The sequence below is a fragment of the Nocardiopsis eucommiae genome (assembly GCF_965344335.1).
Taxonomy (GTDB): domain Bacteria; phylum Actinomycetota; class Actinomycetes; order Streptosporangiales; family Streptosporangiaceae; genus Nocardiopsis; species Nocardiopsis eucommiae.
In genome coordinates this window covers 1-20378 of record NZ_CBDRIY010000050.1, presented here as the reverse complement: position 1 = coordinate 20378, position 20378 = coordinate 1, and the positions used below count along the sequence as shown (strand labels likewise).

14 protein-coding genes are annotated in these 20378 nt (G+C 71.4%); 7 read left to right on the top strand and 7 right to left on the bottom strand.

Translation table 11 applies throughout. From position 1 onward, the window contains the following. Positions 1 to 14 precede the first annotated feature (14 nt). Positions 15 to 1616, top strand: a complete 1602-nt coding sequence (locus tag ACRWK8_RS24000; RefSeq protein ID WP_431872947.1) for a sensor histidine kinase — start codon at positions 15 to 17, stop codon at positions 1614 to 1616. Here the strand turns inward: ACRWK8_RS24000 and ACRWK8_RS23995 are convergent. The 3 genes from ACRWK8_RS23995 to ACRWK8_RS23985 form a co-directional block, all read right to left on the bottom strand. Further along, positions 1577 to 2002: a DUF4259 domain-containing protein gene (locus ACRWK8_RS23995; protein ID WP_431872935.1), complete on the bottom strand. Its 426-nt coding sequence runs from the start codon at positions 2000 to 2002 to the stop codon at positions 1577 to 1579. The genes ACRWK8_RS24000 and ACRWK8_RS23995 overlap by 40 nt on opposite strands. A 70-nt stretch (positions 2003 to 2072) precedes the next feature. Further along, positions 2073 to 3332, bottom strand: a complete 1260-nt coding sequence (locus ACRWK8_RS23990; RefSeq protein WP_431872946.1) for a glycosyltransferase — start codon at positions 3330 to 3332, stop codon at positions 2073 to 2075. Between the two features lie 304 nt (positions 3333 to 3636). Then, on the bottom strand, positions 3637 to 5340 hold the full coding sequence (locus ACRWK8_RS23985) for a S1C family serine protease (RefSeq protein ID WP_431872934.1): 1704 nt from the start codon (positions 5338 to 5340) through the stop codon (positions 3637 to 3639). A 231-nt stretch (positions 5341 to 5571) separates the two neighbouring features. Here ACRWK8_RS23985 and ACRWK8_RS23980 point away from each other — a divergent pair, with 231 nt between their 5' ends. Further along, positions 5572 to 6177 (top strand): response regulator transcription factor, encoded by a 606-nt coding sequence (locus tag ACRWK8_RS23980; RefSeq protein ID WP_378738393.1) that lies wholly within the window; start codon positions 5572 to 5574, stop codon positions 6175 to 6177. A 58-nt stretch (positions 6178 to 6235) separates the two neighbouring features. Here the strand turns inward: ACRWK8_RS23980 and ACRWK8_RS23975 are convergent, their stop codons facing one another. After that, the gene (locus ACRWK8_RS23975) at positions 6236 to 8401 is read right to left on the bottom strand and encodes a SpoIIE family protein phosphatase (RefSeq protein WP_431872945.1); all 2166 of its coding nucleotides are present in this window, start codon (positions 8399 to 8401) and stop codon (positions 6236 to 6238) included. Positions 8402 to 8817: 416 nt separating this feature from the next. Between ACRWK8_RS23975 and ACRWK8_RS23970 the strand changes: the two genes are divergently transcribed. Both ACRWK8_RS23970 and ACRWK8_RS23965 read left to right on the top strand, forming a co-directional pair. Further along, positions 8818 to 13239 (top strand): HAMP domain-containing protein, encoded by a 4422-nt coding sequence (locus ACRWK8_RS23970; RefSeq protein WP_431872933.1) that lies wholly within the window; start codon positions 8818 to 8820, stop codon positions 13237 to 13239. A 6-nt stretch (positions 13240 to 13245) separates the two neighbouring features. Beyond that, entirely contained in the window at positions 13246 to 13884 is a 639-nt protein-coding gene (locus tag ACRWK8_RS23965) for a response regulator (RefSeq protein ID WP_378738389.1), read from the top strand. A 26-nt stretch (positions 13885 to 13910) separates the two neighbouring features. Here the strand turns inward: ACRWK8_RS23965 and ACRWK8_RS23960 are convergent, their stop codons facing one another. Beyond that, positions 13911 to 15065, bottom strand: a complete 1155-nt coding sequence (locus ACRWK8_RS23960) for a PAS domain-containing protein (protein WP_378738387.1) — start codon at positions 15063 to 15065, stop codon at positions 13911 to 13913. A gap of 132 nt (positions 15066 to 15197) precedes the next feature. On the opposite strand from ACRWK8_RS23960, the gene ACRWK8_RS23955 reads away from it, so the two are divergent. Both ACRWK8_RS23955 and ACRWK8_RS23950 read left to right on the top strand, forming a co-directional pair. Next, a complete protein-coding gene (locus ACRWK8_RS23955; protein WP_378738385.1) occupies positions 15198 to 15968 on the top strand; it encodes an ANTAR domain-containing response regulator in 771 nt (256 codons plus the stop codon). A gap of 161 nt (positions 15969 to 16129) precedes the next feature. Then, positions 16130 to 16477: an STAS domain-containing protein gene (locus ACRWK8_RS23950; protein ID WP_378738382.1), complete on the top strand. Its 348-nt coding sequence runs from the start codon at positions 16130 to 16132 to the stop codon at positions 16475 to 16477. On the opposite strand, the gene ACRWK8_RS23945 is transcribed toward ACRWK8_RS23950, so the two are convergent. Together ACRWK8_RS23945 and ACRWK8_RS23940 are read right to left on the bottom strand one after the other, a co-directional pair. Next, on the bottom strand, positions 16467 to 17444 hold the full coding sequence (locus ACRWK8_RS23945; RefSeq protein ID WP_378738380.1) for an anti-sigma factor RsbA family regulatory protein: 978 nt from the start codon (positions 17442 to 17444) through the stop codon (positions 16467 to 16469). The two genes, ACRWK8_RS23950 and ACRWK8_RS23945, sit on opposite strands and share 11 nt — an antisense overlap. 17 nt (positions 17445 to 17461) lie before the next feature. Then, complete coding sequence (locus tag ACRWK8_RS23940; protein ID WP_431872932.1) at positions 17462 to 18736, bottom strand: glycosyltransferase; 1275 nt, start codon at positions 18734 to 18736, stop codon at positions 17462 to 17464. An 849-nt stretch (positions 18737 to 19585) separates the two neighbouring features. Here ACRWK8_RS23940 and ACRWK8_RS23935 point away from each other — a divergent pair. Further along, the gene (locus ACRWK8_RS23935; protein ID WP_017590331.1) at positions 19586 to 20347 is read left to right on the top strand and encodes a PP2C family protein-serine/threonine phosphatase; all 762 of its coding nucleotides are present in this window, start codon (positions 19586 to 19588) and stop codon (positions 20345 to 20347) included. The last annotated feature ends 31 nt before the right edge of the window (positions 20348 to 20378 follow it).

Here is a 20378-nt window from a genome sequence, read left to right as displayed (position 1 = left end):
GCGGCAGCGTCGTCCTGCACCCCGGCGAGTGGCGCCTCGGCACCCGGTTCGCCGTGCTGTTCGCCCTGGTCGCGGCGGTCACCATCGCTTTGGTCGGCACCCTGGCCTACAGCACCGCCGCCGCGCTCATCCGGGCTGACGCCGAGAGCGAGTTCAACGAGGCCGTGCAGAACCTGTCCCGGCAGCTGGAGATCTCCGCGAGGAACAACCAGGACGCCCCGGACGGCAGCACCTTCACCTTCCTGGCGCCCGGCAGCCTGGACGCCCAGATCCTCACCCCGGACGGCACCTGGGCGCAGCTGCTCGCCAACCGGCACGAACTCTCCTCCTTCAGTCCCACCGGCGAGGACCTGGAGGTGGCGCGGGCCGACGACGCCGGGGTGGTGGACACCCGCGAGACCCTGGTCCAGGGCCAGGAGTACCGGGTGGGCACCGTGTCCCTGGGAGAGGGACACGGGGCGATCCAGCTCCTGCAACGGCTGTCGCCGGTGGAGCAGATGATCGGACGGCTGGCCGTCCAGATCCTGTGGGTGGGGCTGCTGGTCGCCCTGTGCGCGGCCTCGGTGGGCTGGCTGGTCGGCCACCGCATCACCGGCCGCCTGGTCCGGCTGACCGACGCGGCCGAGTACGTGAGCTCCACCGGTCGCCTGGACCCCGTCACCCCGAACCGTAACGGCACCGGGGAACGAGCCGACGCGGTCGGCGCGGTCGGTGCCCCGGAGGAGCCGGGCAACGACGAGGTGGGGCGGCTGAGCAGCGCGTTCAACGCGATGCTGGCCCGCCTGGCCCGGTCCAAGGACGAACAGCGCCGTCTCGTGCAGGACGCCGCGCACGAACTGAGGACCCCGCTCACCAGCCTGCACACCAACGTCCAGGTGCTGGGCCGGGTGGACCGGCTGAGCCCGGAGGGCAGGCAGCGGCTGATCGACGACCTTCAGGGGGAGACCCGGGAGCTCACCGGCCTGGTCAACGAGCTGGTCGGGCTGGCGACCGGCAACCACGAGGACGAGACGCCGAGCGCGGTGGCGCTCGCCGGGATCGCGGAGCGGGTGGCGGCGCGCAGCCGACGGCGCACCGGCCGGGAGATCCTGGTGGACGCCGACGACAGCGTGGTGTGGGGCCGTCCGGGGTCGCTGGAGCGCGCTCTGGCCAACCCGGTGGAGAACTCCGCCAAGTTCGACCCCGACGGGAACGCGCCGATCGTCATCCGGGTCCGCGGGGGAGTGGTGGAGGTCCTGGACCGGGGCCCGGGGGTGGACCCGGCCGAGATCGGGCACCTCTTCGAGCGCTTCTTCCGGGCCACGGTCGCGCGCGGCCTGCCCGGCTCGGGTCTGGGCCTGGCCATGGTGCGGGAGATCGCGCAGACCCACGGCGGCCGGGTGTTCGCCCGCAACCGTGAGGGCGGTGGCATGGTGATCGGCCTCCAGCTGCCGCTCCACCAGCCGCCGCAGGACGGTCCGCCGCCCGTGCCGCAGGGGCCACCGGTCACTCCGCCGGGGTCTCAGTCGGGTCCCCAGGGGCAGCCGCCCGCCGGACCGCTCGGGCCGTCGCCGGGATCGTCGCCCGGTCAGCCCGGTCAGCCGCCCGGTCGACCGGGTCCGGGGAGCCCGCCCTGACCGGCCCCTGAGGGGGAGCCCGGGGCGCCCGACAGCTCGGCCAGCTGGTCGAAGGTGCGGAGCAGGACGGCCCGGCGCTCCTCCCTGAACAGGGGAGAGGGTTCGAGGCCGTCGATGCTCCGCTCCCAGGCCGCCATGTAGTCCCGCCGCCACCCGAGGACCACCTCGGGTGCGGGCAGCCGCCCACCCGAGTAGCCCTCACGCGCGAGGACGTACAGCAGCTCCAGGTGGCACGGTACGGCGTCGCCCCAGTACTCGTCCGCCTCCCACTCGACCGGGTCGCCGGCCATCACCGCGGCGACCTCCCCGACGAGCCGGTCGACGACGCCGGACAGGTGGTCGGCGGCCGTGTCGTTGTCGAGGTTCCCGCTGCCCCAGGTGCCCATGGGCGCTCCTCTGGTCGAGTTCCGTTCCCGGAGAGCGAACCAGGAGGTACCGACGTTTCGGACCCGGCCCTCACCAGAGGCGGGTGCCGACCGTCGCGTCCCGGTAGATCCGCTCGAAGCGTTCCAGCGAGTCCTCCAGACTGTGCCGGGACGCCATCAGCCGACTGTGCTCGCCCATCCGTGCTCGCGCCGCCTCGTCCTCCACCACCAGGCGCAGCCGCTCCGCCAGCTCGTCGGGGTGGCCGGGCCGGTACAGGTAGCCGTTGCGGCCCTCCTCCACCAGGTGGGGCAGGGCCATGGCGTCGGCCGCCACCACGGGCAGACCGCTGGCCATGGCCTCCAGGGTGGCGATGCTCTGGAGCTCGGCCGTTCCCGCGATGGTGAACACGTCCGCGCACCGGTACACGTCGGGCAGGTCCTCGTGGGAGACGAACCCGAGGAAGAGCACCCGGTCGGTGACCCCCTCCGCGCGGGCGAGCTCCTCCAGCCGCGCCCGGTGCGCGCCGTGTCCGGCCAGCACCAGCTGGACCCCGGGAAGGAGACGGACGGCCCTGACCAGCTCGTCGGCGTTCTTCTCCTCGTCCAGGCGGCCCACGAACAGCATCGTCGTGAGATCGGGGATTCCGAACCCCTCCCGCAGACGCCTCCGCTCGACGGCACGGGCCCTGCCGGGCAGCGGCTGGAAACGCACCAGGTCGATGCCGCAGGAGACCGGCTCCACCGGGCGGGCGAACCCCTGGTCCGTCAGGAGCTCGGCGGCGGCCGGGGTCGGCGTGGTCACGTGCTCGACCCCGGACAGGACGCGACCCAGGTCCCACCAGGCCAGCCGGGCCGCGTACGGGCGCAGGGACTCCGGTACGCGCATGGGGTCGAAGAGGTTCTCGGGCATGAAGTGGTTGGTGGCCACCACCGGGATTCCGTGGGCACGCGCGGCGTGGGTGAGCATCCGCCCGACCAGGAAGTGGTTCTGGATGTGCACGGTGTCGGGGCGCAACCGGTCCAGGAGCCGGTTCAGGTGCCCGCGCACCCCGGGCGGCAGTGCCAGGCGCACGCTCTCGTGCGCCAGCGACGGCATGGACCGCAGCCGGTGCTCCACCACCCCGTCCCGCTCGGCCACGTAGGGGCGGCCCGTGGGGGAGGGGCCCAGGACGTGCACCTCGGCCCCGCGTCCGGCCAGGCCGTGGGCGAGCCGGGCGGTGAAGTAGGCGGCGCCGTTCACGTCCGGCGGGTAGGTGTCGGTGCCGATGAGGACCCGGACGCGGCGCCCCCCGCGTCCCTGCTCCGGAGACCGGGGAACGGTGGGGGACTTCGATGCGAAGGACGTGGACATACCGGTTCTCCTGGAGGCGTCGAGCGGCTGGGCCGTGCTCTGGTCCGGTGTGGCTGCCACGAGTGTGGTCCACCGGTATGGACCGTCGCCGTCCTTCCGGTGACGCCGAGGCGACCGGCGACCTAGCACAAGGCGCAGGGATGAATACTCTCCGTGTCCGCCTTTGTGTGTCAAGTCACCATCCCCGGGCGGGGAGTGTCGGTTCGGGACCAACGACCCCCGCACAGCGGACGGGGGCGGGCCGGCCCCCGCGGCCAGCCCGCCCCCGTCCTGGGATCGGAGAAAGGGAAGGAAGACGCCCCCGTCAGTCCTCCTCGATCTCCGAGGCCTCCTCCTCGGCCGCCGCGGCGCTCTGCTCGCCCAGCGTCACCGTGACCTCCTGCTCCGAGCCGCTGCCACCGGGCAGCACGCCCAGGGTGACCTCGTCGCCGGGCCGGAGGGCACGGATCTGGGCGATCAGCTGGTCCGGCGAGGACACGGCCTCACCGTTCACGGACACGACCACGTCCTCGACCTTCAGGCCCGCCTTCTCGGCGGCCCCGTCCTTGGTCAGGTCCATGATCTGCGCGCCGCCGACCGGGCTGGGCGCGATGGTGGCCTGGATGGCCGGGTAGCTGGCGCTGCCGGTCTCGATCAGCTGCTCGGTGATCGGCCGGACCTGGTTGATGGGGATGGCGAACCCCAGACCCACCGAACCGCTCTCCTGGGACAGCCCGGCGATGGCGGTGTTGACGCCGATCACCTCACCGGACATGTTCACCAGCGGGCCGCCGGAGTTGCCGGGGTTGATCGCGGCGTCGGTCTGGATCGCGTTGATCACCGTCGCGGTCTGGCTGTCGCCGCTCTCGGTGGCACCGGTGTTCACCGGACGGTTGAGGGCGCTCACCACGCCCGTGGTCACGGTGCCGGACAGCCCGAGCGGCGAACCGATCGCCACCACGTCGCCGCCGACGCCCACCTGGTCGGAGTCCCCGAGCGTGGCCGGGGTCAGGTCGTTACGGCCCTGGGCCTTGAGCACGGCGATGTCGGAGACCGGGTCGGCCCCGAGCAGCTCCGCCTCCGCCGAGGTGCCGTCGTTGAACCGCACGAGCAGGGGGCCCTCACCGGCCGCCTCCACCACGTGCGCGTTGGTCAGGATCTGGCCGTCCGAGGAGATGATCACGCCGCTGCCGCCGCCCGCGCTGGTCTGGATGGAGACCACGCTGGGCAGGACCTGGTCCGCGACGTCACCGACGGCGCCCTCGGTCGCGGTCGACCCCTGCTCGCCGGTGAGCGAACTGATCGGTGAGCTCGCCCCACCGGGCATCAGGTAGGCGGTGCCCAGAGCAGCCGCCGGTCCGACGATGAGGCTGGTGACCAGGGCGGTCGCCGCCGCCACGACCACGATCCGACTGGTGCCGCGCCTGCGCTCGGCCTGCTGCGGCTGACCGGGGAACGGCCCCGGGCCGAACTGCTGGTACTGCGGCGGGCCGAACGGACCCGTCTGCTGCGGACCTCGGGGGTACCCGTCACCGACGCCGCCGGGCCCCTGCGGACCGCCGTGCCCTCCGGCCATGAAGGCCGCGGTGGGCGGGCCCTGGGGCGGAGCCCCGGGAACCGGGTGCCCCGCGGGCGGGCCCTGCGGAGCGCCGAAACCGCCGACGCCGCCGGGACGCTCGGGGCCGTCGGCGGGCCGGGGGCCCTCCGGTGCGGCACCGGGAGCGGTACCCGGGTGGCCCTCGGGGCCGGGGAAGACGTAGGAGGCCCGGTCCGTGTCGTTGGGGCCGGTCGCCCAGCCGGGCTCGGGGCCCTCGGGCGCGGAGAAGTGGGGTGCGGACGGGCCGGGGGCCGGCTCGCCCGGCGCCTCCTGACCGGTCACGCCGTCGTCCTCGGGGAGGGAGCCCTCGAAGGACGCCCCACCGGTCTCGGGCTGGTCCGTGGCACCGGACCCGGTGCGACCGTGCTCGGCGTCGCCGTGCTCGGCTCCAGCACCGGTCTCCGGACCTTCACTCGGGTCGTTCGGGTGCAACTCATCCTCCAGCTGACGGGACGATGTACTGACTTGCTTCATCTTGGGGGGCGTGGGTTAGAACAGGGTGAGAGCCCGATACAGCGTGGTTTCGAGTTGGCTCCGGCCCTGGTCGGCGGTGTGCCCCGATGTGTGCTCCCCCGCGAAGGCAGGGGATTCATGTACCACAATGTCCGAAACGATACCCCGCCCCCGCCTCCAGGACCCGGAACGACAGGGAAGGCCCCACCCGTGATCAAGCTCGTGCTCGCCGACGACGAACACCTGGTGCGCGGAGCGATCGCCGCGCTCCTCGGACTGGAGGACGACCTGGAGGTCGTCGCCGAGGTGGGACGGGGCGACCAGGTGGTGGACACCGTCCTCGAACACGGGGCCGCCGTGGCCGTCCTGGACATCGAGATGCCCGGCGCCACCGGGCTGGAGGCCGCCGCCGAACTCAAGCGGCGCGCCCCCGACTGCGGGGTCGTCATCCTCACCAGCTTCGGCCGCCCCGGCTACCTGCGCCGCGCCCTGACCTCCGGGGCCCGGGGCTTCCTCGCCAAGGACGCCCCGGTCGAACAGCTCGCCGGGGCCATCCGCAGGGTCCACGAGGGCGGACGCTACATCGACACCGAACTGGCCGCCGCCGCGATGGTCGGCGGGGAGAGCCCGCTCACCGACCGCGAGGCCGAGGTGCTGCGCGCCGCCGCCGACGGCGCGACCGTCGCCCGCATCGCCGCGGCCCTGCACCTCACCGAGGGCACGGTCCGCAACTACCTGTCCAACGCCATCGGGAAGACCGGTGCCGACAACCGCATGTCCGCCATCCGCACCGCCCAGGACATGGGCTGGCTCTGACCGCACGCACGTCACCCCCGCTCCGGGCGGGGCGGGGGCGACCGGGCCGGGGAACGGGCTACAGGAAGCGCAGGACCAGCATCGCGGTGTCGTCGGAGTTGCCGCCCGGGGCGTACTCCTCCAGCTCACGGTCGATCCGGCTGATCACCGCCTGCGCGGTGAGGCCCGCCGCGCCGGAGAAGATCTTCATCAGACCCTCGTCACCGAGCATGTCCGAGCCGCTGCGGCGCTCGGTGACGCCGTCCGTCACGGCCAGCACCACTTCTCCGGGGCGGATGTCCACGCTCTCGGTGCTGAAACCCACGTCCTCGAAGGCGCCCAGCAGCGGCTGCGAGGTGCCGAAGGGCTCGACCTCGCCCTTCTGGTTGAGGCGCAGCGGCAGCGGGTGCCCGGCCGAGACCATGCGCACGCGCATCCCGCCCGCCTCGTCGGTGGCCGGGGTCATCTCCCCGTAGAGCATCGTCAGGAACCGGGTCGAGGTGTTCTCGTCCAGGATCGCCAGGTTCAGCCGCTGCATGATGTGCGCCGGGGTGAACCCCTCCCGGGCCAGGGCGCGCAGCGTGTGCCGGGCCAGCCCCGTGACCGCCGCGGCCTCCGGGCCGGTGCCGCACACGTCACCGATGGCGAAGCACCAGCGCCCGCTCGCCGAGAACACGTCGTAGAAGTCCCCGCCCACCTCGCTGCGCTCGTCCGAGGGCCGGTAGTAGACCGCGTGGTCCACACCGGGGATCACCGGCTCCTTGTCCTTGGGCGGCAGCAGGCTGCGCTGGAGCGCCGTGCTCATCGACGTGTGCCGCTCGTGCAGCCGCGCGTTCTCCATGGCCGAGGCCACCCGGCGGCTGAGGTCGTCCGCGACGTCGGCCTCCTCGCGGGTGAAGTCGTCCGAGTCGTTCTTGCCGATGGTCATCCGGCCGAGCGCGCGCCCGTGGGCCACCAACGGGATGCTGATCGCCGGGCCGCGCGCGATCGAGCCGGTCATCTGCTCGTCCAGACCCTCCTGGACCAGGTCCTTGTGCGACCACAGCGGACCGGGTTCGCGCTGCTCGCGCGGGGGCAGCGCGGTCAGCAGGGAACGCAGGACGTCGTTGAGGTTCTCGTCGCCGTGCACCACGTGGGTGAGCCTGGAGATCCCGAGCTCGTTGATGGTGTGGATGGCGCACCACCGGCCCAGCCGAGAGGTGATCAGCTGCGCGGCCAGCGCACCCGTCATCCGCTCGTCCAGGGTGCCCGCGAGCAGGTCGCTGGCCTCCGCCAGGAAGCTCAGCGAGGCGCGACGGCTCAGCTCGACCTCGGCCAGTCGGGACCGCTCCACCGGCAGCGCGATCAGGTCGGCGCCCTCCTGGAGCCGCTTGGCCGCCGCGGGACCGAAGTGCCGGGCCCGCGTGGAGGCCACACCGAGCAAACCCGTCACCCGGCCGTCGACGATCAGCGGCGCTGTCACCAGCGAACGCATCCCGGCCCTGGCCAGGGCGCCCCGGGTGGTGCGGGAGATCATCATGTCGTCGTTGATCACGGGGCCGGGCTCGGGCGCGGCCGACGGGAAGATCTCCTCCGAGCGCACCCGCAGCGGACGCCAGGGAGCGCCGCCGGTGAGCCCCACCGCGGAGCGCACCTCCCACATGGTCTCGTCGGAGGTCGCCAGCGCGACGTACGCCGCGTCCCCGCTCAGCGCGGTGGTCGAGTACTCCACGGTGCGTTCGAGCAGCTGGGGCAGGGAAAGCCGGGAGCCCAGCGCGGAGTCCAGCGCGGACCACGCGGGCGGCCGCACCGGGCGGGAGGGGCCACGGCGCACCGGAGGGGACTCCAACGACGGGTGGTCGTCCGGCCGGTCCTCGATCCGGAACCACACGGCCTTGTCGTTGCGCCCGTAGCTCACGCCCCAGCTGGACGCGATGGCCGACGCCAGGGCCAGTCCCAGGCCCCCGCTGCGCTCGTCGCCCGTGGAGGGCGAGGTGTCCACGGCGAGCGGCCCCGCCTGCGGGACGGCGCGCTCGGGAGCTGAGTCGGTGACCATCACCTCGGTCGACCCCTCCGAGCGGCGCACCGTCACCTCCAGCGCGGAGTCCGCGTGGATGACGGCGTTGGTGACCAGCTCGCTCACCAGCAGGATGATGTCGTCGAAGGGATCGGGCACACCCCAGCTGAGGAGGGTGTCGTGCACGAACTCTCGGGCGGCCGCCGCGGTCTCGGGAGCCGGGGGGAACTCTCGTCGTGCGACCTTCAACGCGTCTTGTGCTGCCAAGCCGTCGGTGTCCTTCGTCACTGGGCGCGGGTGTGGGAGGGGTGGTCACTGCCACGATACGCGTGCCGTCCTCCCGGGGAACCCCGAACCACCCCGAACCTTCCGTGACCCCTCAGGGGAACGGCGTGCCCGGGCCTGCCCCGGGGTCGGTCAGCCATGAGCGAAAGGGCAACATGGCCAACACTCCTGTGCGCTTTGGCTCAGGCAGTTAGTGTAAGACGACACATCCGCTTCTTTCGGGTGGTATTCCGCGACGGTAGCGTGACGGGATGTCACCAGGGGCGCGCGTGAGGCACGTGCGCCCCCGAGTCCCGTGCGCGCGACGCGCTCGGGGCCCTTTCACCGTGGGCCGTGCGCGTTCGGTGGCCGAGAAGACGTGCGGGATTGAGGAGGGGTTCATGCCCGAGGCGGTCACGGAACTGGCCGACGACCAGCTCGACGAGATCCTGAGTGCCCTGTACCGGATGCGTGACGGCGACTTCAGTGTCCGGCTCAGGTCGCGCGGCAGCGGCAAACTCCGCGAGATCACCTCGGTGTTCAACGAGGTGATCGACCACAGCGAACAGCTCAGCACCGAACTCCAGCGGGTCGGTGACGTCGTGCGCGACGAGGGCCGTCTCAACGAGCGGGTCAACGTCCACCCGGCGCGGGGCGCGTGGGGCAACAGCGCCCGGGCCCTCAACATCCTCCTCGACGAGGTCGCGGAACCCGTGACCGACGTCGCCCGGGTCCTGGACTCGGTGGCCGAGGGCGAACTGAACCGCAGGGCCTCCACCGAGGGCCGCCGGGGCGAACTCAAGGGCGACCTCCTGCGCCTGGCCAACACCGTGAACCGGATGGCCGACCAGATGAGCGGCTTCACCGAGGAGGTCACCCGGGTCGCCCGCGAGGTCGGCACCGAGGGCAAGCTGGGCGGCAGCGCCCGCGTCGAGGACGTCTCCGGTGCCTGGCGCGAGGTCACCGAGTCGGTCAACCAGATGGCCTCCCGCCTCACCCTCCAGGTCCGTGACATCTCGACCGTCACGACCGCCGTCGCCCGTGGTGACCTCAGCAAGAAGATCACCATCGACGTCCAGGGCGAGATGCTGGAGCTCAAGGACACCTTCAACACGATGGTGGACCAGCTCTCCACGTTCGCCGACGAGGTCACCCGCGTGGCCCGCGAGGTCGGCACGGAGGGCAAGCTCGGCGGACGCGCCAACGTCCGCGGGGTCCAGGGCATCTGGAAGAACCTCACGGACAACGTGAACTCCATGGCGGACAACCTGACCAACCAGGTCCGCGACATCTCCAAGGTGACCACGGCGGTGGCCCGGGGCGACCTGACCCGCAAGGTCGAGGTGGACGTCCAGGGCGAGATGCTCGCCCTCAAGAACACCGTGAACACCATGGTCGACCAGCTCGACTCCCTCGCCGACGAGGTCACCAGGGTGGCCCGTGAGGTCGGCACCGAGGGCAAGCTGGGCGGCCGCGCCAACGTCAAGGGCGTGTCGGGCATCTGGAAGGACCTGACCGACAACGTCAACTCGATGGCCAACAGCCTCACCTACCAGGTCCGCAACATCTCCCAGGTCACGACGGCGGTCGCCAAGGGTGACCTCAGCAAGAAGATCACGGTCGACGCTCAAGGCGAGATGCTCGACATGAAGGACACCATCAACAAGATGGTGGACCAGTTGTCGACGTTCGCGGACGAGGTCACCAGGGTCGCCCGCGAAGTGGGTACCGAGGGCAAGCTGGCCGGTCAGGCCCACGTGCGCGACGTGTCCGGGGTCTGGAAGGACCTCACGGACAACGTGAACTCCATGGCCAACAACCTGACCTACCAGGTGCGGCAGATCTCCATGGTCACGCGGGCGGTCGCCGCCGGAGACCTGACCAAGAAGGTCACCGTCAACGCCAAGGGCGAGATGCTGGAGCTGAAGGACACCATCAACGTGATGGTGGACCAGCTCTCCGCCTTCGCGGACGAGGTGACCCGGGTGGCCCGCGAGGTGGGCACCGAGGGCAAGCTGGGCGGTCGCGCCAGCGTCAAGGGCGTCTCCGGCATCTGGAACGACCTCACCGAGAACGTGAACTCGATGTCGCACAACCTCACCACGCAGGTGCGCAACATCTCCGAGGTCACGACCGCCGTCGCCGCCGGTGACCTCACCAAGAAGATCGACGTCAACGCCCAGGGGGAGATCCTCGAGGTCAAGACGACGGTGAACACCATGGTCGACCAGCTGTCGGCCTTCGCCACCGAGGTCACCCGCGTGGCGCACGAGGTGGGCAGCCAGGGTCAGCTGGGCGGCCAGGCCAAGGTCGAGGGCGTGACCGGTACCTGGAAGCAGCTGACCGACAGCGTGAACGGGCTGGCGGGCAACCTCACCACGCAGGTCCGCGCGATCGCGGAGGTCGCCAACGCCGTCGCCAAGGGCGACCTGACCCGCAACATCCAGGTCGACACGCGCGGCGAGATGGAACAGCTCAAGGACAACATCAACCTGATGGTGTCCAACCTGCGCGAGACCACCGCCGACCAGGCCGACGCCGACTGGCTCAAGTCCAACCTGGCCCGCATCTCCGGTCACATCCAGGGCCACCGCGACCTCAACGAGCTCGCCCGCCTGATCATGACCGAGGTGACGCCGCTCATCCACGCCCAGCACGGTGCCTGCTACCTGCCCGAGGACCAGGACAACGAGGGTGTCTTCCGCCTCTACGCCGGGTTCGGCTTCGACCCGCCCGAGGGGCGCCAGCGCATCCGCAAGGGCGTTGGGCTGGCCGGAGAGGCCCTGTCCCAGCAGGTCGAGCAGCAGGTGTCGAACATCCCGCCCGGCTACGTGACGGTCGAGTCCGCACTGGGCGGGGCGCAGCCGCGCAACCTGTACATCCTCCCCATCGTCACCGAGGGGCGCTCGCTCGGCGTCATCGAGTTCGCGTCCTACGACGAGTTCCGGGAGATCCACAAGAACTTCCTGCGCCAGCTGGTGGCCCTGCTGGGCACCACCATCAACACCATCCTGGCCAACAACCGCACCGAGCACCTGCTCGAACAGTCCCAGCAGCTCACCAGCCAGCTGCGCGAACGCTCCAACGAGCTCCAGCGCCAGCAGGAGGAGCTGCGCGGCAAGAACGCGGAGCTGCGGCAGAAGGCCACCCAGCTGGCCAACCAGAACCGCGCGATCGAACTCCAGAACCAGCAGATCCAGCGCTCCCGGAACGCGCTGGAGGAGCGCGCCCACCAGCTCCAGGTCTCGTCCAAGTACAAGTCCGAGTTCCTGGCCAACATGTCGCACGAGCTGCGTACGCCGCTGAACAGCCTGCTGATCCTGGCCCGCCTGCTCGCGGACAACGCCGAGCAGAACCTGTCCGCGAAGCAGGTGGAGTTCGCCCAGACCATCCACAAGGCCGGCAGCGACCTGCTGCTGCTCATCGACGAGATCCTGGACCTGTCCAAGGTGGAGGCGGGCCGCGCCGAGGTGCAGCCCAGCGAGGTCTCCATCGCCCAGCTCGTCGACTACGTGGAGGCCACCTTCCGGCCGGTCACCGGGGAGCAGGGGCTGGCGTTCGCGGTGGACGTCTCACCGGACATCCCGGAGACGCTGTGGACCGACGAGCAGCGGCTCCAGCAGATCCTGCGCAACCTGCTCTCCAACGCGGTCAAGTTCACCCCGCAGGGCGAGGTGCGGCTGCTGATCGAGCCCGCGTGGGCGCTGGAGGACGCCGACCTCGACATGTTCGTGGAGAACGAGGAGGTCATCGCGTTCACCGTGGCCGACACCGGGATCGGGATCGCGGAGGACAAGCTCCAGGTGATCTTCGAGGCCTTCCACCAGGGTGACGGCGGCACCTCACGACGTTTCGGCGGCACGGGCCTGGGCCTGTCCATCAGCCGGAACTTCGCCCGCCTGCTCGGTGGCGAGATCCGGGTCCAGAGCGTCTCCAACCAGGGGTCGACCTTCACCCTGCTGCTCCCGGTCCGCCTGCCCGACGACGCCGGGGAGAACGCGGACGAGCTCACCGCCCTGGAGCCCGTGCCCGCGATCGAGCCGAGCCGGATCGAGTACGACTCCCTGCCGGACCTGTCCGACGACGACCTCAACCTTCCGGACGAGGACTTCGACGCCGTCGTGGCGGCCCTGACCGACTCGGGCGAGACGACCGAACCGCTGCCCATGGTGCAGGTGCTCAAGGCGCCCGAACCGGCCGAGACCGAGTCGGCCGAGAACGCCCAGGAGACCGTGGAGGCCCGCACGGACCCCGAACGTCGGGCGGTGCTCGCGGGCCAGCGGGTGCTGATCGTCGACGACGACGTGCGTAACGTGTTCGCCCTGACCAGCGCCCTCGAAGCCCAGGGGCTGGAGGTCCTCTACGCTGACAACGGGCACACCGGCATCGAGAAGCTGGAGGCCAACGAGGACATCTCCCTCGTCCTGATGGACGTGATGATGCCCGAGCTGGACGGCAACCAGACCACCCAGCGCATCCGGGAGATGCCGCAGTTCGAGGACCTGCCCATCATCTCCCTCACGGCCAAGGCCATGCAGGGTGACCGGGAGCGCAGCCTCGCGGCGGGAGCCACGGACTACGTGACCAAGCCGGTGGACCTGGACCACCTCCTGGACGTCATGCGTCGGTGGCTCACGGCGGGCCCGGAGGAGACCAGGGCCGGTGCCGCGGGCGACGATCTCAGGGCCGGTGGGACGGCCGGGTCGCCGGCCGGGCACAATGGCGCCACGGGCCCCGACGACCACAGTGACACCAGGGATAACCACGACGCGAGCGGGGACACCGACAGCACCGGTACCGCCCCGACCGAAGACTCGGAGTAGCCAGCAGTGACTCAGAAGGCCAACATCCTTCTCGTCGACGACCGCGACGAGAACCTCATCGCGTTGGAGGCGGCCCTCACGTCCCTCGACCAGAACCTGGTCCGGGCCAACTCCGGTGAGGAGGCGCTGAAGCACCTTCTGGGCACCGACTTCGCGGTCATCCTGCTCGACGTGATCATGCCGGGCATGGACGGGTACGAGACCGCCGCGCACATCAAGCAGCGCGAGAAGACCAAGGACGTGCCGATCATCTTCCTGACCGCCCAGGAAGTCGATCGGCACCAGGTCTTCCGCGGCTACTCGTCACGCGCGGTGGACTTCCTGATCAAACCGTTCGACCCGTGGGTGCTGCGCTCCAAGGTCGAGGTGTTCGTGGAGCTGCACCAGCTCAAGGCACAGATGCGTGAACAGGCCAGGTCGCTCCAGCGGGTCCTCAACCAGGAGACCGGCGAACCCGGCCGGGTCCTGGCCGAACAGCTCGCCCAGCGCTCCCGCCAGGTCCAGACCGACCTCGCCGCCCTGCGCGAGCACATCGTCGACAACTACCAGGAGGTCGACCAGCCGCTCGTGGACGCCGTCCGCAGGGTCGACCGGTCGGCCTCACGGCTGTCCACCCTGGTGGACACACTGCACGGGCCGGAGTAGAAGCACAACAAGCACAGCCAACACCTCTAGCGGGCCGGGAGCGCCAGCCCGATGTGCTCGCCGATCTCCTCGATGAGTCCGAGGTCGGCGAGGCGGAAGCTGCCCCGGTTGCTGCGTCGGATCAGGGTGAGGGCTCCGCGTACGCCACGGCTGCCCCTCAGGGGGACGGACAGCAGCGAACCCGCGCCCAGGGCCGACAGGAGGGGCGCGCCGCTCCCCGAGTGGCCCAGGACCGTCTCGTCCTCGATCAGGGGGAAGAGCAGGGACTGGCCCCGGCCCAGCACCTCGCCGGGGATGTCGGAGTCGCCGGGGGTGAGCCCCGCGACCTCCTCGCGCTGCCCCTCGGGGGCGTCGGCGGGGCCGACCACGGCCGCGCGGCGGGCCGCCCGTGGACCCTCGGGCAGGTCGCAGACGTCGATGATCACCCAGTCGGCGTACGAGTCGGCCAGGAGGTCGGCGGCGTCCGTCAGGGCCAGGTCCCGGGTCGGGGTGGTGCCGCGCAGCAGCAGCCGGGTCATCCGGGTGAGCACGTCCAGCCGCCGCGCGGCCAGAACGACCACCTGGTCCTCGACCTCGGACTCCAGGGGGGCGGGGCCCTCCTCCTCGGTCCCGCTCATGGGCGGTGACATCGCCACCAGCACCAGCGGCTGCGCCTCGGTGGGCAGCTCCAGGCGGGTGAGAGTCAGGTGCACGTCCTCCGCCCAGCCGCGTTGGGCCAGCCTCGACTCCAGGTGCGCCGGACCGTCCCCGCGCAGGACGGCGGCCAGCCAGGACTGCATGGCGGCCCGCTTGCGCAGGTCCACGAAGTGCGTGAAGGGCTTGCCGGTGAGGTAGCCGGGCGCACTGCCCAGCTGGGTGGCCCCGGCCCCGTTGATCCTGCGGACGTAGCCGTCGTGGTCGAGCAGCACCACGGGCACGCTGAGCTCGTTGAACACCGCGCGCAGCAGGGCGCGGTCGCCCTCGTCGGCAGGTCTGCGTGGCTCGGGGGGTTCGCTGTGCGACCGGGCCAGTTCCGACCCGGCGGACTCCAGCAGGCGTTCGGCGTACTCCAGCTCGGCCAGGGCGGCCTCGGCGGTGCCCCGGGCGTCGTCGGGGTACATGGCGTGCGTACTGCGCAGGGCGCTGATGCGCTCACTCAGAGCGGCGATCTCCCGTTGCAGTCTGGCGAGTTTCTCCGGCACGCACGATCTCCCGGTCATCGTCGAGGACGTCCCGCCGGCGACGGGCCCGAACACCCGGCCGGTCCGGTCGAGGGTCCCCCGAAGGTTACCTTTGGAGAGGGGAGCCGGGAATCGTCGGAGGAGGTTCGGACTGTGTGGATCGAACACCTCGCCCGTGACATCGGTGCGTTGGGGCAGGAGGAGCACACCACCCTCGAACGCGCCCTGGACCAGATGAGCCGGGCCGCCTCCCTCGGGGTGCCCGGCTGCTCGGCCGCGCTCGTGGTGGTCTGGCGCGAGGTGGTGGGCCGGGACGGCTCCATCCGGCACGTGGTCACCGACTACGGCGCCTCGCACTCCGACCTCGCGGAGGCCCTGGAACACCAGTACACGACCGACCAGGGCCCCACCGTGGAGGCGGTCCGGGAGATGACCCAGGTCCGCGTCGCGGATGTGCTGCGGGAACACCGCTGGCCCCGGTACACGAGCATGGCGGTCCAGTGCGGCGACCGCTCCTCCGTCACCCAGCCCAGCAAGCTGTCCGGGGACGACGGTGACGAGGACCGCATCCTCACGTTCGGCGTGCACTCCGGGCGCGCCGACGCCTTCGACGAGGAGGTCGTCTCCCAGCTCACCGCCCTGCTGGCCGAGCACGCGGCGATGGCCCTGAACACGGCCGACCGCCGGGCCGACGCCGCCCGCGAGTCCGCCCACATGCGCCGTGCGATGTCCGCGCGCACCGTGATCGACCAGGCGAAGGGCATCATCATGCACGCCCGGGGCTGTGACGCCGACACCGCCTTCGCGGCACTGCGGCAGGTCGCGCAGCGTAACCGGAAGAAGGTCGTGGACGTGGCCCGGGACCTCGTCGCGGAGAACACCGGACCGCAGAGGTCGCGCCGTCCGAGGCCAGACGGGCGCTGAGGCGGCGGGTTCGCCTACGTGTCGAGGTCACTCCGAGTCCCGAGCGTGACAGTGAGCCGTCATGATGAGGGTTCGGGGCCGTCGCGGTACGCGGTGGCGGTCGGTCCGCCCGGGGTGCGTCGAGCTCCCACGGTGCACGCGAACGACAAGGAGAACCGAGCGTGACGTCAGACATCTCGATCCGCCGCGAGGATGGCGTCGTCGTCGTGACACCCGTGGGGGAGATGGACGCGGTCACCTCGCCCGCGCTCGCGGAGGCTCTGGACGAGGTGCTGTCCGCACCCCTGCCCGTCGGTGTGGTGGTGGACCTGGCCAAGGTGGGCTTCTGCGACTCCCGCTGCATCGGGGTGCTGGTCTCGGCCTTCCGTCAGGCCCGTGACCTCGGGCTCGGACTCGTCGTCACCGAACCGCAGCAGCAGGTGAACCGCCTGTTCGTGATAGCCGGTATCGACCAGGTCATCCCGATCGACGCGAGCACGGACAACGCCGTGGACACGCTCAAGGGCTGACCCCGGCACTCCGGCCGCACCCCGTGCGGCCCGAGTCCGCGCGCGTCGGATCGACGAAGTGGAGCCGGGTCAGCGACCCCTCGCCGCTGCCGCAGATCTCCAGGAAGTCGCAGGTCTGCCGGGTGATCCACAGCCCGTAGCCGCGCGACCTGAGCGTGTCGGCCGGGCGGTATCCGGCGAGCGGATCGCTGAGGTCGCCGTGTTCGTCGAACACGTCGCACACCCACCGGTCCGGCGCCCGCCACAGGTGGACGCTGCCCTTGCCCGCGCCGTGTTCGAGCACGTTCGCCGCGAGCTCGTTCACCGCCACGACCATGCTGTCCACGCGGCTCGGAGGCAGACCGACCGCGCTCGCGAGCGACGCGATCTCCTCGCGCAGCCGGGGGAGCGACTGCCCGATCTCCAGGCGGTGCACCGGTCCCCGCACGGAGAGCGGTTCCGGCGCGAGCGGCCGCTGGCCGAAGGCCTCCGTTCCGCGGTACGCGGGGTTGGGTCGCGGGCCCGCCTCGCCCACGAGCGTCGGGTGCGTCGCCCGTATCGCGGCCCGCACCCCCGGCCCCAGGGAGCGCTCGTCGTGCACGCACAGCATCCGCATGCGCATCGGCGCCAACGCGGTGCTCAACACCGACTCCAGACGGTGCCACTCGCGCAGCTCCATCGTGGGTCCGTGGACGAGCGGCGCCAGTGGCGGCTCGGCCACGACGCTCACCTCTCCCGGGCCGTGGAGGAGGGCCAAGCGGTGCAGGGCGGCCAGAGTGCGCCCAGGGGCCTCGTAGAGGTCGTCCCTCCCGATGACCTCCACCCTGCCTCGCTCGTGCCGGTCGAGCCCGTTCAGGAGCGGGGTCGGGTCGGCGACGGAGAGCACGACGTGGGCGTCGGCGCGGACGGCGGATCGCAGCCGCTCCGACGCCACGTCGTGGAACCGTCTCTCATGGCGGAAGAGGAGTCCCTGGTGTTCGAAGGTCATCGGTGTGGGCGGACCGTTCAGTTGGGGGAACCGGACAGGAGGAGGTCCGCCTCATCCTCCTCGATCTCGTCGCGCGCGGCCAGCTGTGGACGGGAACGTTCGTAGGCGAGCTCCGTCTCGATGGCGATCCGCTGCCACGTGAACCGGGAACGGGCGCGGTCCACCGCGGCGATCCCGTAGGCGGTGCTCATGGTGGGCGTGTTCAGCACGGCGCGTACCGAGCGGGCGACCTCGTCGGGACGGCCGAAGCGCATCAGGACCCCGCTGGTGCGGTGCAGGACCGCCCCGGGGACCGCGCCGGTGGCGGTGGCCACCACGGGAAGTCCGCAGGCCATGGCCTCCAGGACCGCGCCGCCGTAGGGGTCGTAGGACGCGGCCGACACGAACACGTCGGCCGAGCGCAGCAGGCGCGGGAGCTCCTTGCGCTCCAGCGGACCGGTCAGGTGCACGCGGTCGTCCACGCCGAGCTCCTTGGCGAGCAGCTCGATCCCGCGGGCGTTCTCGTCCAGGGCGACCTCCTGGTCCTCGGCCGTGGAGACGAGCGCCAACTCGGCCTCGGGCAGGCGGACCATCGACTCGACCAGACGCCGGGCGCCCCCCGCCTCGGTCAGGGAGGTCACGGAGACCAGTCGGGCGCGCTCCTCGCGGCGGGAGTGCCACGGCTCGGCGGAGGCGCTGCCCTCCACGCTGAAGTGGTCGGGGTCCACGCCGAACGGCACGACGCTCACGTGGTGGCGGGGCACGCGCAGGCGGGCCAGCTCCCCCTGCTGGTCGGTGGAGTTGACCAGCACGTGGTCGGCGCGCGCGGCGAGGATCGTCTCCATGCGGGCGCGGTCCGGCCGGTCGGGCAGGCCGGAGCGCTGCTCGCTGGCGTTGAGCGAGTGGAAGGTCTGGACGATCGGGGTCCCGCTCTGGTCCTTCTCGCTGTGCGCCTGGGCGTGCAGTGCGGCCAGACCGCTGGTCCAGCCGATGGCGTGCAGGACGTCGGGGACGTCCTCGTCGAGCACGGCGGCGAGCGCGGTGCCGAAGGCGCCGGTGTGCTCGGCGTGCTCGTCCTCCGAGAGCGGACGGGCGGGCCCCGCGTCGAGGTAGGCGACCGAGACGCCGCGCGCCATGCGGGTGCGGCCGTCGGGCTGGTCGGGGTCACTGCGGCGGACGTAGACGGTCACCCGGTGCCCGCGCTTGGCGAGCTGGCGGGACAGGGCACACACGTGCAGGCTCGCGGGGCAGGCCGGTTCGCCCCGGTGAGCGGGGAGGGGATTGGCGTGTTCGGCGACCATGGCGATCTTCACTGGGCTTTGGACTCCTTGGACACCGCCGTGGTGTCCGTCGTGGATGGGCCCGGTGGGACTCCGGAGCGGGGAGTCGGAATCCTCCCGGGCGGGGCTTGCGCGGTGGGTCCGTCGCCGGCGGCCGCGGTGGCGCCGGTGCCGCCCGGGTACGGGGCGGCGGGACCGGGGGATCGTGGCGGACGGTTCAGCGGAGGACGCGTCCGGGATCGGGGCCCGGTGGAGGGGGATGGCGGGCGGCACGGAGCGCCGCGCGTACGCGGCGCGCACGGACGGTGGAGACCGGAGAGGAGAAGAGAGGAAGGGAAGGACGCATGAGATCACACCAAACGACCGTCGAAAGGGAGTTCGAGCCACCGGGACGCCTGAGGAGGTCAGGGCACCGCCCGGGGCGGTCGTGTGTGTCTGCGTCTTAGACACCCAACGGGTCCATTCTGCCAGACCCTCACGGAACCGACAACGTGGCGCCGATCGCCTTCGGGACGGCACGGGGTGCCCGGCGCGGGTCGGGGAGCCGTGGGACCGGACCCGTACGGGGCCTCTGGTCTGCGGGTTGGCCGAACCTGGCGGTGGGCCCTGTCGGGAGGTCCCCGGCACCGCTACTGTCAGACCCGAACCGAACGACGGCACCACACACGTCCCAGGATCAACCGCCACAACACTTTTGGCGGCGAAAACCGGTGCGGGAACTGCATATCCGGGTGTTTTCCGCCATGATGTACGCGGATTTTGACCGACTCCGGCGGTGGCTCGGTACGGTTACAGAATCCAGACGATGTACGGGACTCGACCAAGGCCCGGCGCCAGACGCCGGGCAACCGGCCACGGCCGATGAAACGGGAGGAAGGGCGTATGGGTGTCGCTGGTGGGGAAGTCATTGTCACGGCCCTCACGCACCGGGGCGCTATCCGCCCCGCCAACGAGGACTCCGTGGTCATGGGTGCTCTCACCGTCGCCAGCGCGAACATGACCTCCCCGGTCCGCTGCGTGCTGCCGGTGAGTGAACCGGTCATCCTCGCGGTCGCGGACGGGATCGGCGGCCAGGCCGCCGGAGAGATCGCCTCCGAGCACGCGGTGCACCGCATGGCCGAGATGGGGCCGCGCCTCAACGGCCCGGAGGAGATCGCCCAGCTCCTCACCAACATCGACGAGGAGATCAAGGACCACGCGCTTCAGCACACCGAGTTCTCCGGCATGGGGACCACGGTCGCCGGCGTCCTGCTCAACAGCGACGGCAACTTCTGGTTCAACGTGGGTGACTCCCGCACCTACCGTCTGGAGGGCCGCCACCTGCGCCAGCTCTCCGAGGACGACTCCCCGGCCCTCCCTCCCTCTGAGGACGGCCGCCCCGTCACCACCAACTTCATCACCCAGTCCCTGGGCGGCAGCTCCGGCGGGTCGATGGTCCCCCATGTGGGACGGGACGACGCCGCCGACCCCAGCGCCTGGCTCATGTGCAGCGACGGTCTGTCGGACCTGGTGCTGCCGGAGGAGATGGAGCGGATGATCGCGGAGGCGGGCAGCGACGAGGCCGCCGTGCACGCCCTGTGGCAGGCCGCCATGGAGGCCGGTGGCAAGGACAACATCAGCATCCTCCTGGCCAGGAGACGGTGACGGTCCGTTGACCGCCGGAGGGGGGGGGGGG

Bases quoted from the DNA above. Each gene is read 5' to 3' on its own strand.
- ACRWK8_RS23970 (WP_431872933.1), top strand. From the start codon at position 8,818: ATGCCCGAGGCGGTCACGGAACTGGCCGACGACCAGCTCGACGAGATC.
- ACRWK8_RS23995 (WP_431872935.1), bottom strand. From the start codon at position 2,002: ATGGGCACCTGGGGCAGCGGGAACCTCGACAACGACACGGCCGCCGAC.
- ACRWK8_RS23945 (WP_378738380.1), bottom strand. From the start codon at position 17,444: ATGACCTTCGAACACCAGGGACTCCTCTTCCGCCATGAGAGACGGTTC.
- ACRWK8_RS23935 (WP_017590331.1), top strand. From the start codon at position 19,586: ATGGGTGTCGCTGGTGGGGAAGTCATTGTCACGGCCCTCACGCACCGG.
- ACRWK8_RS23990 (WP_431872946.1), bottom strand. From the start codon at position 3,332: ATGTCCACGTCCTTCGCATCGAAGTCCCCCACCGTTCCCCGGTCTCCG.